Consider the following 14,195-nt stretch of genomic DNA (forward strand, 5'->3'; position numbering starts at 1 on the left):
ACCAACGCTCCATCTGGGGATGCGCCGGCCATGGACCAGCGGCGCACCCCCGTACTGGAAGCGATCGAGAAGTTCCGCGAGGGCGACAGCTACACCTTCGCGCTTCCGGGACACCGGTTCGGCCAGAAGCTCGATGACCGAACCGTCTCTGTGCTCTCCCGGGGGGCCTTCGAAGCCGACGTGATCACCGCGAAGGCGGTGGTCTCCGAGGCCGAGGAGCTGATGGCCGACGCCGTCGGAGCGCGGCACGCGGTGTTCACGACCTGCGGGTCCAGCATTTCGATGCACACGGCGATGCTCACCGTCATCGGGCCCGGCAAGCGGGTGCTGGTCGACCGCAACGTGCACAAGTCCGTGGTGGCGTCACTGATCCTCTCCGGCGCCGACCCGGTCTGGCTGCGGCCGCGCTGGGATCACGAGAACCAGATCGCCCACCCGGCGAGTGCCGAGGACGTCGAGGAGGCGCTGCGCCGGGAGCCCAACGCCGCCGCCGTCCTCATGATCACTCCGACCGAGTACGGGACCGGTGCCGACGTACGGGGAATCGCTCGTCTCTGTCATCGCCGCGGCATTCCGTTGCTGGTCGACGAGGCGTGGGGTGCGCACTTCCCGTTCCACCCCGACCTGCCGACCGCGGCCGTTCACGCCGGCGCCGACCTGGCCATCCAGAGCCTGCACAAGGCCGACGGCGGGCTCTGCCAGGCCTCGATGATCCTGCTCGGCAGCGACCGGGTGGACCCCGTCGACCTGCGGCGGCAACTCGACCTGATCACCACGACCAGCCCGTCCGCCCTGGTCTACGGCTCGATCGACGGCTTCCGGCGGCGCATGGTGTCGGACGGCCGCCAGCTGCTCGACCACGCCCTGGGCCGGATCAACCATCTGCGCGCCCGGCTGCACAAGATCCCCGGTCTCGAGGTGCTGGACGAGACGATCATCGGGCACGACAGCGTCGCCGAGTGGGACCCGTTCAAGCTCTCGGTCGACGTCTCCGGCCTGGGCATCAGCGGCTACCAGGCGAAGGACTGGATGTCCGGCCGGGAGCGCCTGGTGATGCAGCTCGGCGACGCCCGCCGGGTGGTCTGCTCGCTCACCTACTCCGACACCGAGGTGGCCCTGGAGCGCCTGGCCGACGCGTTCGAACGGCTGGCCGCCGAACCGCCCGCGCCCGACCGGCCGGCCCCGGCCGTGCCGCCGCTGCACGAGCTCGACCTCGAGCAGGCGATGAACCCGCGCGAGGCCTGGTTCGCCCGCACCGACCAGGTCACCGACCCGGCCGGGCGCATCTCGGCCGAGATGATCAGCCCCTACCCGCCGGGCGTCCCGGTGATCCTGCCCGGCGAGCGCTTCAACGCCGAGGTCGTCGACTACCTGCGCGCGGGCGTGGCGTCCGGCATGACCCTGCCGGACGCCACCGACCCGTCGATGAAGACCTTCCGCGTCGTGCAGGAGAGGAGCTAGACCCTAGGGCGTCGGCTCGGCCGGTGGGGTGGTGGGCAGGCTTTCGCAGTCGGTCATCACCTCGTGCGTGCCGGTGGGGGGTGCGTAGCACGAGTCGGTGTCGCCGCCGCCCGAGAGCGTCTCGGAACCGGAGACGGAACCGGCCGGCTCGGACCAGAGGAGGTCGTTGCCGTCGCTGCCGTAGAGGCGGTCGGCGCCGGTACCGCCGAACAGGATGTCCTCGCCGGTGCTGCCCCAGAGCACGTCGTCGCCGGGGCCACCGACGACGAAGCCGCCGCCGGCGCCGGCCCAGATGGTGTCGTTGCCGGCCTCGCCGTATCCGTCGCCGCTGAGGCCGATGCGGATCACGTCGTTGCCGGCGCCACCCCGGACGATGTTCTCGCCCGTACCGCCGTCGAGTTCGTCGTTGCCGCCCTGGCCGAACAGCTTGTCATTGCCGGTGTCGCCCCGGATCACGTCGTTGGCCGTGCCCCCGTAGAGGGTGTCGTCGCCCGCGCCGCCGTCGATCAGGAGGGCGCGGCCGGTGCCGATGTAGACGGTGTCGTTGCCGCCGCCCGCCTCGACCGTCTCGTCCCCGGGGCCGGCGTCGATCAGGTTGGGCCCGTCGTTGCCCCAGATGTAGTCGTAGCCGGGAGTGCCGGTCACGTTCTCGATCTGGTAGAGCCAGTCGTTGTCCGGGATCATGACGCCGAGCGTGTGGACCTCACCGCGGCCGTTCCGCAGATCGATGTTCCCGCTCGCGGTGGCGGCCGCGTAGGCGTACGAGATGGTGTCGGTGCCCGCCCCGCCATAGACCATGTCGCCGCCACCGCCGCCGGCCAGCCAGTCGTTGCCGGCCTCGCCGTACATGACGTCGTTGCCGGCCCACCCGTTGAGCACGTCGTTGCCGGCGCCGCCGTACATCTTGTCGTTGCCGACGCCGCCGCTCAGGTTGTCGTTGCCGTCGCCGCCCGAGACGACGTCGTTGCCGGTGCCGGCGAGGATGCGGTCGTTGCCCGCGTCGCCGTACAGGCTGTTGGCGACGTTGTTGCCCGTGAGCGTGTCGTTGCCCGCGCCCGCCGAGACCAGGGCGGTCAGGCCGGCGGTCTTGTTGACGAACGTGTCGTTACCGTCGCCCAGGCTCACCCGCAGTGCCTTGGGCGCGCTCTTCGGCGTACAGGTGACCTTGGTGCTGTCGCCCTTCACGGCCTTGCAACCCGAGCCCGCCTTGACGGCGACCCGGTCGTCGACGGTGACCGTGCTGCCCGCATGAGTCACGACGACGCTGTTGGTGGCGCCCGCGGCCGCGACGAACTGCACCGTGGTGCCCGAGACCGAAGCGGTTCCGGCGGTGGCGGCCTCGGCCGACTCGGCCGAGAAGATGGTCGAGGCGACGGCCGTGGAACCGGCGGCTACGACGAGAACAGCGGGGAGCAACCACTTCCGGCGTGACATGTTCGTCCTTTGTATAGGGCGGGGAGTGGGATCATAGACGGTCTCAGGGCTTCGGTTCCGTCGCCGGGGTGGTGGCCAGGGTCTCGCAGGTCACCTCGTGCGTGCCGGTGGGCGGCGCGTAGCAGGTGTCGGAGCCGTCGCCGCCGGCGACGACCTCCGAGCCCGAGTTCGATCCGGCCGGCTCGGACCAGAGCTGGTCGTCGCCCTCGCCACCGTTCAGCCGGTCGGCGCCGGTGCCGCCGAAGAGCTGGTCGCCGCTGTAGCCGCCGATCAACTGGTCGTTGCCGGGGCCGCCGACGAGCAGGTCGCCGTTGATGCCGGCCCGGAGCACGTCGTCGCCGTCCTCGCCATAGATCGGGCCGCTGCCGCCGGACGCCTGCAGGACGTCGTTGCCGCTCCCGCCGCGGATGACGTTGGTGCCCTCGCCGCCGTGCACCAGGTCGTTGCCCGCGCCGCCGGTGATGACGTCGTTGCCGGTCTCGCCCCACAGGGTGTCGCCGTCGGCGCCGCCGTCGATGACGTCGTCGCCCGGACCCGCCAGCACGTAGTCGGCGCCCGCACCGCCGTAGACGACGTCGTGGCCGCCGCCCGCCTCGATGTGGTCCTTGCCGGCGCCGCCGTCGATCACGTTGCGGGCGCTGTTGCCGTAGATGTGGTCGTTCCCGGCCGTGCCGCCGACGTTTTCGATGCCGCTGAGGAAGTCGTTGTCCACCGGGCTCGGACCGGTGGCGGCGACCACGCCGGCCCGGCCGTCGCGCAGATCGATCATCGCCGAGGCGGTTCCGGCGTACGAGTAGGTGACCAGGTCGATGCCGATGCCGCCATAGATGGCGTCGCTGCCGGTGCCACCGGCCATACGGTCGTCGCCGTCCTCGCCGAACATGGTGTCGGAACCGGCCCAGCCGTTCAGGGTGTCGTTGCCGGTGCCGCCCAGCAGCCGGTCGTTGCCGACGCCGCCGCTCAGGTTGTCGTTGCCGGCGTTGCCATAGAGCACGTCGTTGCCGTCGGTGTCGGACAGCGAGTCGTTGCCGTCGCCGCCGTAGTGCACGTCGTCGCCCGGGCCACCGGCCATCACGTCGTCACCGGCTGCGCCCGAGAGGATGTCCTTGCCCGAGCCGCCGTACAGCCGGTCGTTGCCGTCCTGCCCGTAGAGGGAGTTGCCGGCCGAGTTGGCCCGCAGCGAGTCGTTGCCGGTGCCGCCGAAGACCGTGGCCTTCAGGGCGTACGTCCCGGTGGTCTGGTTGACGAACGAGTCGTTCCCGTCGCCCAGGCTGACCCGCAGGGCCTTCGCGCGGCTGGCCGGCGTGCAGGTGACCTTGGTGCTGTCGCCGCGGACCGCCCTGCAGCCCGAACCGGCCTTGACGGCGACCCGGTCGTCGACGGTGACCGTGCTGCCCGACAGCGTCACGACGACGTTGTTGGTCGCGCCCGGCCCGGCGGTGAACATCACCGTGGTGCCCGAGACCGACGCCAGACCGGTGGTCGCGGCTTCGGCCGATTCAGCCGACACGATCGTCGAGGCGACCGCGGTGGAAGCGGCGGCTACGACGAGAACGGCGGGGAGCAACCACTTCTTGCGCGACAATGTTCTTCCTTCGGGCGGCGCACCGGAATGCGGGGCGGGGAGTGGATCATAGACCGGCTCTCCGGGGCTGTGACCAGGGCGGCGACCTTCGTATCCGTCTGGGCCCGTACGGAATCGGCGGTTTTGATCTTGAGCTTCCGATTGTTTCCCGCGCCGATGTGATCTCGGGCTTCCGGTTGCTCGGGGCGCCGATGATGGGCGTCATGCAACCTGGCCGGAAAGCCGATCGTCATCGGGGTGTGAGACGAGACAGAGGCTCGGGCCGAACCGAGCGAGACGAGCAGTTCCACGAATTTGTGGTCAGCCGGCGACCTCGGCTTCTGCACACGGCGACCCTGCTGACCGCGGGCGACACCCACCTGGCCGAAGACCTCGTCCAGGCGGCGCTGACCAAGCTCTACGTCGCCTGGCCGGCCTTCCAACGGGCGGACAATCCGGACGGTTATGTCCGCCGCGTGCTGGTCAACACGTTGATCGACGAGAAGAGGCGGATCTGGCGGCGCCGGGAGCAGACCATGGCTGTGCTCCCCGACGTCGCCGGTTCAGGCCCCGCCGGCTCCGGTCCCGCCGGAGACGCCGTGCGGCAGGCGCTTCGCGAACTGCCCCCACGCATGCGGGCGGCGGTTGTCTTCCGCTACTTCTACGACCTCGACGTGGCAGCCACAGCGGACGCGCTGAGCTGCTCGGAGGGCAACGTGAAGAGCCAGACCGCCCGGGGTCTGGACCGTCTCCGCGCCGCGCTGAACCAGGCGCAACCCACCTTTCTCAGCCAGGGAGCCACCCCATGAACGACCTGCGTGACCACTTTCACGAGATCGCCGGGCCGATGACCGCAGTCGACAACAACCAGGTCGAGGCCGACCTGACCCGCGGCCGCCGCGCGCTGCGCCGCCGCCGTTCCGTCCAGGCCGTAGCCGGTTCGGCGTTCGGCGTCGCCGCGCTGGCCGCCGCGATCGCGGTCGCCACCAGCACCGGCGCCCCCACCGCACCGGCCGACCGCACCACCGCCGGCGCACCGACCGTCCAGCTGGTCGCCTACAAGGGCGAACAGCCCAAGGGCTTCACGGTCGACAAGGTGCCCGACGGCTGGTTCGTCCAGACGAGCGAGCAGGGCTACCTGACGATCGCCCCCGAGAAGGCCAAGAACCCCGGCCCCGACGTCAACCCGTCGGAGGAGCCGGTCTACAACCCCGACTCGTTCGAAGACAAAATCGCCATCATGCTCGAGTCGAAGGACCAGAGCGGCCCGTCCCGAGAGGGCAAGAAGGTCAAGGTAGGCGACAAGGAGGGCGTCCTCCTCAAGAGCCTCCAGGGCGTAACCCCCGACGGCAAGGTCCCACCCGCCGCCGGCGGCGACACCGGTTGGGAGCTCTGGCTGCAGCAGCCGTCCGGCATCTACTTGATCGTCCAGGTCTGGCAGGGCGTGGGCCTGACCGAGTCCCAGATCGTCGAACTGGGCGCCGGAGTCCACGTCCACAAGGACGCAGTCCAGGGCGTCGGCTGACCCCCAGAAACACGGCCCGCGACCGAAAGTCCACCCGGTCGCGGGCCGTTGTCGTCATCTGTCCGTCGAACGATCGCCTTGCCCCGGTCCGGGAGTCGCGGCGAAGGTCAGCGTCTCCTCCTTGAGGATGTCGCGATTGAGGACGGCCAGATAGACCTCGTCGACGCTGCCGTAGCCGGCATACGCGAAGTCGAATCCGAGCTTCTCGGCGGTCTCGCGCACGACCGCTTCGCTCGGGCCCTCGACCTCGACGTATGTGGAAAGCCCGGGCCAGGTGTCGACGTCGAGGGTCACTTCGCCGAGCTTCCATTCCTCTCGGTAGTTTTCCTGGTAGCGCAGGGCTTCGAAGCCCATCGCCTCCAGCAACGCCTTCGCTGCGAGGAAGTCGTCGACCTGAATCTCGGCTTCGAGGGTCGTGTCGATCGCCGACACATCGCTGGTGGTCTGCTTGTAGGTCATCGTGACTCGCCGGCCCTCGTCGCGCAGCCGAAGCCAACCGCCGCGCTCGGCGATGTCCTTGTTCGTGAAGACGAAGCGTCGCATCAGAGTGCGAGGCATCACGCATAGGCCACCCTGCGCCCTGAGCGTGTGGCGGAAGGCATCGGTGTCGATGTCGAGGAAACGGGCCTCGAACTCGGTATCCATGAACTTTTCTCCTACGGCCGGGTCGCGATGACCAGGCCCATCCGGTGAGCGTGTTCGTTGAGCTGCTCGACGTGAGGCGCGTTCTATGAGCAGCCCGGCCTCAGGGCGTACAGGCGGGCCGAAGTTGCCTTCATGCGATGGCAGACGCCTTTCGCTATGGGGCTGGTTCGCCGCCTGGTCGGGACGAACCGTTCGGGTCGCGCGGCTGCGGAATGACCGGGCGGCTCCACTTGTCGGATTCGGTCATCGCGGCCGCGACCACCTCGGCCGGCGGTGGTGGGGGAACGGGCAGCGGCGCGCTCAGTCCGGCGTGATCGCGGTGCGCCGCCAAGGCCGCCCGGTGATAGCCCTCCAACTGTGCGGCGAAGGTGTCGTCGGCATAGATCGAACCGTCGACCAAGGGGCCCGGACGGCCTTCCAGCACGGCCACCACGTCCTCACCGGCCAGCGTCTTGTGTGTTTCCAGCGCATGCGCCAAGGCCAGCACGTCGCGGCGGTTCTCCTTCAGGATCGTGGCGGTGCGTTCGAGCATTTCGCCGAGGTTGTCCTCGATGCGATCGGCCAGTGCGCGTCGCGCCGCGAGTTCGTCGGAACCCTTGGGCGGCCCGCCGGGAGTGCCGACTCCGAGACGGCTCGACGTGGCGTACGAGGAAACGGTCGACCCCATTCCCCAGACGCCCTCCATGTTGGTCGCCACCGCCGTCGCCGATTCGAGGTCCCCGGAGACGCCGGACGAGCTGTCGCCGTCGAAGAACATCCGCTCGCCGGCCAGCGAGGCCAGCGAGACGTAGATGTCCGACTCGTAATGGCTGCGCCACGTCGTGAACTGGTCCTCGGGCGGGATGCTGGCGACCATTCCGAGATAGCCGCTGCCCTTCTCGATGGTGGCGATGTCGATTTCCATGTGATGCCGGCTGCGATAGGCGACCACGGCGTGGCAGGCCTCGTGCACCGCGACCGCGTGCCGTTCCCGCTCGATGTATTCGACGTTCTCGGCCGGTCCGAGCTCCTTGAGCTGCTTCGCCTTGATGATGTCGCGCCAGGTGATGGTGTCGCGGCCGTCCCGGATGGCGGTGATCAGCGCCTCGTTCACCATGTCCTTGATGGTGGCGCCGGTCGCGTACGGGGTGATGGTCGCGAGCTTGTCGATCTGTTCCTCGTCCAGTTCGTGCTTCACCTTGTCGAGATAACCCTCGTAGGTGCGCACCCGGCCCGCCTTGCTCGGATAGCCCACCTTGTAGATGCGGTCGATGCGTCCGGGCCGCAGCAATGCCTCGTCCAGTGCTTCGGGCAGGTTGGTCGCCATCATCACGAGGATCCGGTATTTCGGCGGCGGCTTCGGTCGCATTCCCAGGGCCCGGCGCACGTGCCGGTTGATGAAGCCGCGCGGTTTCTTGAGGCCGGACAGCTCGGTCAACAGCGCTTCCAGGGTGCCCATGCCTCCGCCGCCGCCCATCCCGCCGCCGTACATCATGGCGTTCCGGGTGACCAGTAAGCGCGAGTCGTTGGACATGTAGGACATGCCGTTGCAGGCGGTCGGGGAAAAGCCGCGGGGGAAACCGCCCTGACCGCCGCCCTGGGCCAGCGCGCCACGGTTGCCGAGCGAATCGGCCTCGTCGAAGAACACGATGACCCCGCCGTAGCGCAGCGCCAGTTTGCGCAGCTTGCGGAAGAGCGATTTCACCTTCAGAACGCCTACGCCGAAGAACATGTTGATGAACGCGCCGGGGTCGACGAAGACGTACGGCTTGCCGGTCTCGCCCGCGACCGCCTCGGCCATCAGCGTCTTTCCGGTTCCGGGCGGCCCCCACAGCAGAATGCCGCCGGGAACGTACCCGCCCTTGGCCTCGATCGCTTCCGGGCGCTCCAGATAGACGATGTTCTCCCGTACGCGTTCCAGCACGTGATCCTGCCCCCACACGTCGGCGAATCGGGTCTTCACGTCGTCCGGGTAATAGACGTCGACGCCGCCGCGGGACAGGAACCAGAAAATCGCCGCGAACTGCCCCACGGCGATGAACAGAATAAAGATGACCTGCAGGAACATCGGCGCCGCGGACCACAGCAACGCCGGCACCTGGAACAGCGCGAGCGCGGGCGAGGTGTCGAGCACCGAACCGAGGATCAGCGCCACCACGCCGATGAAGACCAGCCACTTGAAGATGCGGATCAGGCGGAACCGGGTCCAGTCCGAGAACAGCCGGTGCGACGTACGCTCGACGCCGCCGAAGATTCCGTGCGTCCACACGCGGTGGTACCAGGAGACGTGTTCGCTGAGCAGATAATGCAGCTGGCGCAGCACCTCGACGCCGGCCAGCACCATCAGCGTGATGCCCTTGCCGTCGGTCAGCTGATTCCGCATCGCGTCGGTGAACGGCAGCAGCGGATTGTCCGCCATGGCCGCCCAGACCAGGCAGAACCACGCGATCGCGAAGAGCAGCAGGAATTTGATCCGGTCCCAGAAGGCGAGGGGTTTGCGCGTGGTCCGTTCCCTTTCGCGCGGCCCCGCATCGGGCGGGCGCAGACCTTCCATTCGCTAACTCCTCACCGTGAAGGACGTCGCGATCGTGTCCAGTTCGTCGGACCGGTCGCGGTAGCAGCTGGTCGAACACCGGATGATCAGCAGGTAGAGCTTGCTGCCGTCGGTGTTGAGCAGCGCGGTCTGGTCGAACGTGTGCATGACACCGCTCGCCAGCTCGTAGTCGTAGACGATGCGGACGCCGTGCAACCCGCCCTCGGGCGTGAGGACCTCGTCGCGCACCAGCTCGAATCCGGTCAGTCCGAGGGCCGCGCCGGCCGACGCCTCGCGGGCCTCGGCGGTCACCGGCAGGAACGCGTTGCGCAGCATGTCGAGGGAGACGGCGTTCTGCTGGGGTTCGCTGAGATCGGCCACCCGGGCGTACACGATGGGCTGTGCGGTGATCCCGCTCGTGAGCAGATGGGTGGCGTCGGGGACGGCCGAGGCGTCGTAGGCCACCGACCACCACGCGTCGCGCCGCAACTGGGCGGTCGCCGAGTCGGGATTGGACCCGCTCAGCGTGTCGTCCACATCGCCGGTGTCCGTCTCGTGCCACTCGTGCGGCACCTTGAAATAGGTCTTCTGCCCCGAATTCTTGACGTACGTGAATTCCGGTGCCCCGCATGCGGCACCGCCCGCCACCAGGATCAAGGCGAGCGCGGCCGCCACCGTTCGTCTACGCATCTGAGTCCACCGCTCTGACGCACGCACACTGTCCGTACGGGCAGTATCACCCCGAGCTGTTACGAACTCGTACCGTCCTTTTGGGCTGAACGCGCTTGCCTATCGAGACATCCAGATGGTTAATTCTCCTGCCGGCGCATCGCCGGCCACGGGGAAGGAAACCAAGTGAAGAAAGCCTTTGGGGCGGCGCTGGCCGCTGCCCTGGGTGTGGTCCTCGGCGTCCCGGGCGTGGCGTCCGCCGCCTGGCACCTCGACGCCCCGCCGCAGGTCATGAGCGGCTGGACCGATTCCGCCAAGCCGGGCAAGGCGTTCCCGGCCGCCGGACAGCAGGATTTCCCGCTCGGCACCTGGACCGACGAGGCCGGGGTCACCCGCACGTCGCGGGTGTACGCCACGTTCGACCTTTCCGCGTACGAGGGAGCGAAGCTCTCGGGCGGCACGGTCTACGTCCAGGAGAACACGCGCGCCGACTGCACCAAGCGGTCGATCGAGATCTGGCGTACGAAGCCGGTGTCGGCCGCCCCGACCTGGAACAAGGCTCCGGCCGAGCTGACCCGGCTCGACGGCATCCAGACCGCCGGGGTCTGCGCGCGCACCACGATCGGCTTCGACGTGAGCGCCGGCATCGCCGAGGCGGCCGCGGCCAAGCAGCGGCTGGTCACCTTCGAGCTGCGGGTGCCGGCCGAGCACGAGGCCGACCCTTCGTACGCGAAAACGCTCTACTGGTATTACGACATCAAGCTCAACCTGTCGTACAACCATGCGCCCAAGGTCGACAACGCGCACCTCTACAACGCGGGCTTCCCGTGTACGCAGCTGAAGCCGTACCCGGTCGTCTCAGGTTTTGCGGGTCGCCTCCAGGCCCTGGTCACCGACGTCGACGCGGACGCCGGCACCGCCGACGGCGAGCGGCTGACCGGCGAGTTCGCGCTGTGGCCGGTCGGCAGCCCCGACGACCGCAGCGTCTACACCGACAGCAACGCGCGCTCCGGTTTCGTGGCCAACGCCAACGTTCCCGTGACCACTCTCGTGCAGGGCAAGTCGTACGGCTGGCAGGCCCGGGTCAGCGACGGCACCGAGACCTCGGCGTGGTCGAAGAAATGCTTTTTCACGTACGACGGCAACGCACCCTCGGCCCCGGACGTGACCTCGACGACCCACCGCCCGAATGAGTGGGGCCCGGTCGGGGTCGACCCGACGTTCGTGTTCGACGGGCACAAGGACAAGGACATCGCCGGTTTCCAGTATTCCTGGACCGACCTGGGCGTCTCCGGCGTCTGCGAGGGCGGCGAATATCTGCGGCTGGTGTGCCACGACCCGTTCACCGAGCCCCGTACGGTGCGGGCCGACGTGCCCGGTGGCAAGGTCACGCTCACGCTGAACCCGGACGCGACCGGCCCGAAGCGGCTGTCGGTCCGCTCGCTCGACGCCGCCGGCAACACCTCACCCACCAAGGTCTACGAGGTGCTGATCGCCGGCAACGAGCCGGCCGTCACGGTCGAGAGCGGCACGCCCCGCTGGAACGAGGAGGTGCTGCTCAAGCTCACCCCGCACGACGGCGTGCCCGCGGTGTCGGAATACCTGATCGAGCGCGAGGGCGTCGACGGCGTCGAAACCCGCGAGGCGGACGAGAACGGGGTCGCGTACTTCAGCTTCATCGCGAGCAATCCCAACTACGAGACCATCACCGTCCGCAGCCGCAGCGCCAACGGCTTCACGTCGGCGCCGTCCCGCTGGTGGACGACGTTCGCCCCGTACCCGGAGGTCGAGTCCGGCGTGTACGACGGCACGACCGGCCCGTCCGGCGGCGTCGGCGTGCCGGGCAGCTTCACCTTCTTCCCGCCCGCCGGCTGGCCCGAGGTGGCCTCCTACCGCTACTCCTTCGACGGCGACGAGCCCACCACGATCGACGCCGGCGAGAACGGCCGGGCGACCGTCACCTGGACACCCACCACCGAGGGTTACCACTGGCTGGAGGTCCAGGCCGTGAAACCGGACGGCACGGTGGGCGACTACAGCAATTACTACTCGTTCGAGGTGGCCTCGTCATAAGCCGCCCGTAAAGCCACTTTCCGGTCCTGATCGGCCCGCCGCCGTGCATCGGCGAGTTCTTTGATGAGCCCGTCGAGTTGCCGCTGCACATCAAGCAGCCCACGCTCGGCGGCGGGCCCTTTCAGCCGTTCGACATCAAGTCCCTTACGGACTCCCGCCCGCTCCAGCAGCCGCCCGATCCGCGGCCCCTCAGCCCGCACCTCGCGAACCACTTCCTGAACCCGCTGCCGCCCGAACTCAGCCTCGTGCCAGCTCTTGTCGTCCCGTTTCGCGGTCGTCGACACAATCTGGAAGCGCAGGTCCTCGCAGGCTTTCAGGGCTTTGTCACAGGCCCGCACGGCGTCGGCTTTCGCGCGATAGGCCGGGTCTTCGCGCAGCAGCAGAGGTTCCAACAGCCCATCCACCCGTACGGCGTAGGTCTCGTATTTCTCGCGAGCTGCGTCCCGCGCTTTCTCCGTCGCTTTGCGCGAGCCCCGGGCCCGGCGATATTGCTGGCTGCGCTGGTCGTTCGCGCTGAACAGCCCCCCGAGAAGCCGGTCGCGCCAGTCCGTCCCGGTTTCCGCCGCGGCGCTGTCCCGTTCCGCCTCGGCCGTCGCCCGTTCGGCTTCTCGCAGCTCCCGCCCGGCCGCCCGAAGAAGAGCAAGGTGGGGCGCCAGAAGAAGCCGTTCCTCGTCGCTCAGCACCCCATCACCCCTTCCTCCTTCTTTCCTTACCCCTTCAGGGCCCGGATCGTCCCGAGCGCTTCCGCGTACGAGTGGAACCGCACCCCCTCACGGCGGGCGCGTTCGGCGAGCGTGAACACCAGACCGCGTACGTGGGGAAGGTTTTCGATGATTTCCCGCACGTTGACCGGGGCGAAGTCCAAACCGACCAGCATCGGATGGCCGGCCGCGAGGTCGTCCAGGTCCGCGATCTGGAACTCCTCCTCGTATTCCGGGGACTGGTCGCGCAGAAAGGCCCACGAGTCACGGTATTCCGGCAGCACATCGGCCTGGAAGAACGAAACCTCGAGGTCCGGCTCATCTTTGTAGGCGCTCAGCACCCATCCCGGATCGTCGTCGTGAGCGATCTCGATACCGCCGTACACGATCCCGATCCCCGCAGCGCTCAACCGGGCCCGCACCTCGGCCGGTGGCAGCACGGTCCGCACCGGCTGCACCATCCGGGCGTGCATTGCTTGAGCGATCCGCAGGATCCGCGCCGGTTCATCGTCGAGTTCGAGAAGCGGCACCAGCGAGGCCCGCGACAGCGCCCCATCGATCGCGGCCGCCTGCTCGACCGTGATCTCCCGCCTGTCCTCGAACCGCGGATCCGGCGTGAGGTCCACCCCGAGCAGGTCAGCTCCCGCCTTCTCCAGTGCGAGAGCCTCATCCACCGACCGGACCCGGTCCACCTTGATCAGCTCATTCGTCATACCGCACCACGTTCCCGCCCAGCTCGTCGGCGCCCCGGAAGTCTCGCGGGATCACCCAGGTCTTCCCTTGCGTGCTCGTAGAGATTTTCCAGTACGGCGACCCGTCCGGCGTGTGCCGCCCACCGCCCGGATGAACCTGAATGTTGGTGATCTCCGGATGCCCCTCGATGCGCACCTGCTGGGCCCGCTGAGAAGTCCCCCTCTTGGTGCTCTGCTCGACATGGGCCCGGTATCCCGCAGCCTCGAACTGATCAGCGATGTCTTGGGCCGAGCGCCCGTTCAGCGATTGGGGGTTGGAGACAATGTTGTCGACGAAGTCCGCCCCGGTTCCGCTTTCGGGCCGCGCCGCGCTGAGCTCAGGCCCCTCGTTCCCGCGAGACGTACCGCCGACGGCAGCCGGCCGGGGCCCATCGACTCTCCCCGCGTCAAACCGGGCTGCGGTCGCATCCTCGTGGGCCCGCATGCTCCCGCCGCCCCCGCCGGGCCCTCTGGCACGAGGCGACGACGGCGACGCGTCCTCCGCGTCTCCGCCATGCCCACGAGGTCTCGACGCCATGCAGTCCCCCGAGCCGGGTGATGATCACCATCAATGTCCCATCGTAGGATCCGACCGCCACCCCCGAGGTGAGCCGCCGCTTGGCCGAAGAGGGTCACCTGATGGAGATCGAGCCCACGGCTGAACACCCGGACCTGCCTGGGATGGAGCGAGCCCGGGCCTACAAAACGTAGGTCCGGGCTCGCTCGATGTCTCGAGAAATCAGAGGGTGCCCCCGGTAGTGTCCTGGCTCAGCACATCGGAATAGGGTGTCTCGCGTCATCGGAATAGGTATGTCTCCGGACATCGGCATGGCGTCGTAGCCGCCCGGTCGGGTGGTTGCAGGGTGCGGCGTGTCCACAC

Annotated in this window: 12 protein-coding genes; 4 read left to right on the top strand and 8 right to left on the bottom strand. The window is 68.5% G+C overall.

From position 1 onward, the window contains the following. Positions 1-30 precede the first annotated feature (30 nt). Positions 31-1,461 carry an aminotransferase class I/II-fold pyridoxal phosphate-dependent enzyme gene (locus tag JIG36_RS22090; RefSeq protein WP_203378228.1) on the top strand — a complete coding sequence of 477 codons (1,431 nt, stop codon included), beginning with the start codon at positions 31-33 and terminating at the stop codon, positions 1,459-1,461. 3 nt (positions 1,462-1,464) lie between these two features. Here the strand turns inward: JIG36_RS22090 and JIG36_RS22095 are convergent, their stop codons facing one another. Both JIG36_RS22095 and JIG36_RS22100 read right to left on the bottom strand, forming a co-directional pair. After that, entirely contained in the window at positions 1,465-2,895 is a 1,431-nt protein-coding gene (locus tag JIG36_RS22095; protein WP_203378229.1) for a calcium-binding protein, read from the bottom strand. A gap of 43 nt (positions 2,896-2,938) precedes the next feature. Continuing rightward, positions 2,939-4,480, bottom strand: a complete 1,542-nt coding sequence (locus JIG36_RS22100) for a calcium-binding protein (protein ID WP_203378230.1) — start codon at positions 4,478-4,480, stop codon at positions 2,939-2,941. Between the two features lie 239 nt (positions 4,481-4,719). Here JIG36_RS22100 and JIG36_RS22105 point away from each other — a divergent pair, with 239 nt between their 5' ends. Next, the gene (locus tag JIG36_RS22105; RefSeq protein WP_307872851.1) at positions 4,720-5,268 is read left to right on the top strand and encodes a SigE family RNA polymerase sigma factor; all 549 of its coding nucleotides are present in this window, start codon (positions 4,720-4,722) and stop codon (positions 5,266-5,268) included. Next, positions 5,265-5,984, top strand: coding sequence for a hypothetical protein (locus tag JIG36_RS22110; protein WP_203378232.1), 720 nt, complete (start codon positions 5,265-5,267; stop codon positions 5,982-5,984). The genes JIG36_RS22105 and JIG36_RS22110 overlap by 4 nt, the downstream gene beginning before the upstream one ends. A 54-nt stretch (positions 5,985-6,038) precedes the next feature. Here the strand turns inward: JIG36_RS22110 and JIG36_RS22115 are convergent, their stop codons facing one another. From JIG36_RS22115 to JIG36_RS22125, 3 genes are all read right to left on the bottom strand, one after another. Next, on the bottom strand, positions 6,039-6,629 hold the full coding sequence (locus tag JIG36_RS22115) for a class IV adenylate cyclase (RefSeq protein WP_203378233.1): 591 nt from the start codon (positions 6,627-6,629) through the stop codon (positions 6,039-6,041). A gap of 154 nt (positions 6,630-6,783) precedes the next feature. Next, a complete protein-coding gene (locus JIG36_RS22120; protein WP_203378234.1) occupies positions 6,784-9,162 on the bottom strand; it encodes an AAA family ATPase in 2,379 nt (792 codons plus the stop codon). 3 nt (positions 9,163-9,165) lie between these two features. Further along, entirely contained in the window at positions 9,166-9,831 is a 666-nt protein-coding gene (locus JIG36_RS22125) for a hypothetical protein (RefSeq protein WP_203378235.1), read from the bottom strand. Between the two features lie 165 nt (positions 9,832-9,996). Between JIG36_RS22125 and JIG36_RS22130 the strand changes: the two genes are divergently transcribed. After that, on the top strand, positions 9,997-11,883 hold the full coding sequence (locus JIG36_RS22130) for a hypothetical protein (protein WP_203378236.1): 1,887 nt from the start codon (positions 9,997-9,999) through the stop codon (positions 11,881-11,883). Here JIG36_RS22130 and JIG36_RS22135 read toward each other — a convergent pair. From JIG36_RS22135 to JIG36_RS22145, 3 genes are read right to left on the bottom strand one after another with little or no spacing between them, the layout of a single operon-like run. Further along, a complete protein-coding gene (locus tag JIG36_RS22135; protein WP_203378237.1) occupies positions 11,856-12,566 on the bottom strand; it encodes a hypothetical protein in 711 nt (236 codons plus the stop codon). The genes JIG36_RS22130 and JIG36_RS22135 overlap by 28 nt on opposite strands. 26 nt (positions 12,567-12,592) lie before the next feature. After that, on the bottom strand, positions 12,593-13,297 hold the full coding sequence (locus JIG36_RS22140; RefSeq protein WP_203378238.1) for a beta/alpha barrel domain-containing protein: 705 nt from the start codon (positions 13,295-13,297) through the stop codon (positions 12,593-12,595). Beyond that, positions 13,287-13,760, bottom strand: a complete 474-nt coding sequence (locus JIG36_RS22145) for a hypothetical protein (protein ID WP_203378239.1) — start codon at positions 13,758-13,760, stop codon at positions 13,287-13,289. The genes JIG36_RS22140 and JIG36_RS22145 overlap by 11 nt, the downstream gene beginning before the upstream one ends. Positions 13,761-14,195 lie beyond the last annotated feature (435 nt).

Origin of the sequence: Paractinoplanes ovalisporus, assembly GCF_016834655.1 — a bacterium.
GTDB lineage: Bacteria > Actinomycetota > Actinomycetes > Mycobacteriales > Micromonosporaceae > Actinoplanes > Actinoplanes ovalisporus.

Excerpts from the sequence above, each read along its gene's own strand:
- JIG36_RS22090 (WP_203378228.1), top strand. The coding sequence starts at position 31 with ATGGACCAGCGGCGCACCCCCGTACTGGAAGCGATCGAGAAGTTCCGC.
- JIG36_RS22095 (WP_203378229.1), bottom strand. The coding sequence starts at position 2,895 with ATGTCACGCCGGAAGTGGTTGCTCCCCGCTGTTCTCGTCGTAGCCGCC.
- JIG36_RS22110 (WP_203378232.1), top strand. The coding sequence starts at position 5,265 with ATGAACGACCTGCGTGACCACTTTCACGAGATCGCCGGGCCGATGACC.
- JIG36_RS22115 (WP_203378233.1), bottom strand. The coding sequence starts at position 6,629 with ATGGATACCGAGTTCGAGGCCCGTTTCCTCGACATCGACACCGATGCC.
- JIG36_RS22120 (WP_203378234.1), bottom strand. The coding sequence starts at position 9,162 with ATGGAAGGTCTGCGCCCGCCCGATGCGGGGCCGCGCGAAAGGGAACGG.
- JIG36_RS22125 (WP_203378235.1), bottom strand. The coding sequence starts at position 9,831 with ATGCGTAGACGAACGGTGGCGGCCGCGCTCGCCTTGATCCTGGTGGCG.
- JIG36_RS22140 (WP_203378238.1), bottom strand. The coding sequence starts at position 13,297 with ATGACGAATGAGCTGATCAAGGTGGACCGGGTCCGGTCGGTGGATGAG.
- JIG36_RS22145 (WP_203378239.1), bottom strand. The coding sequence starts at position 13,760 with ATGCGGGCCCACGAGGATGCGACCGCAGCCCGGTTTGACGCGGGGAGA.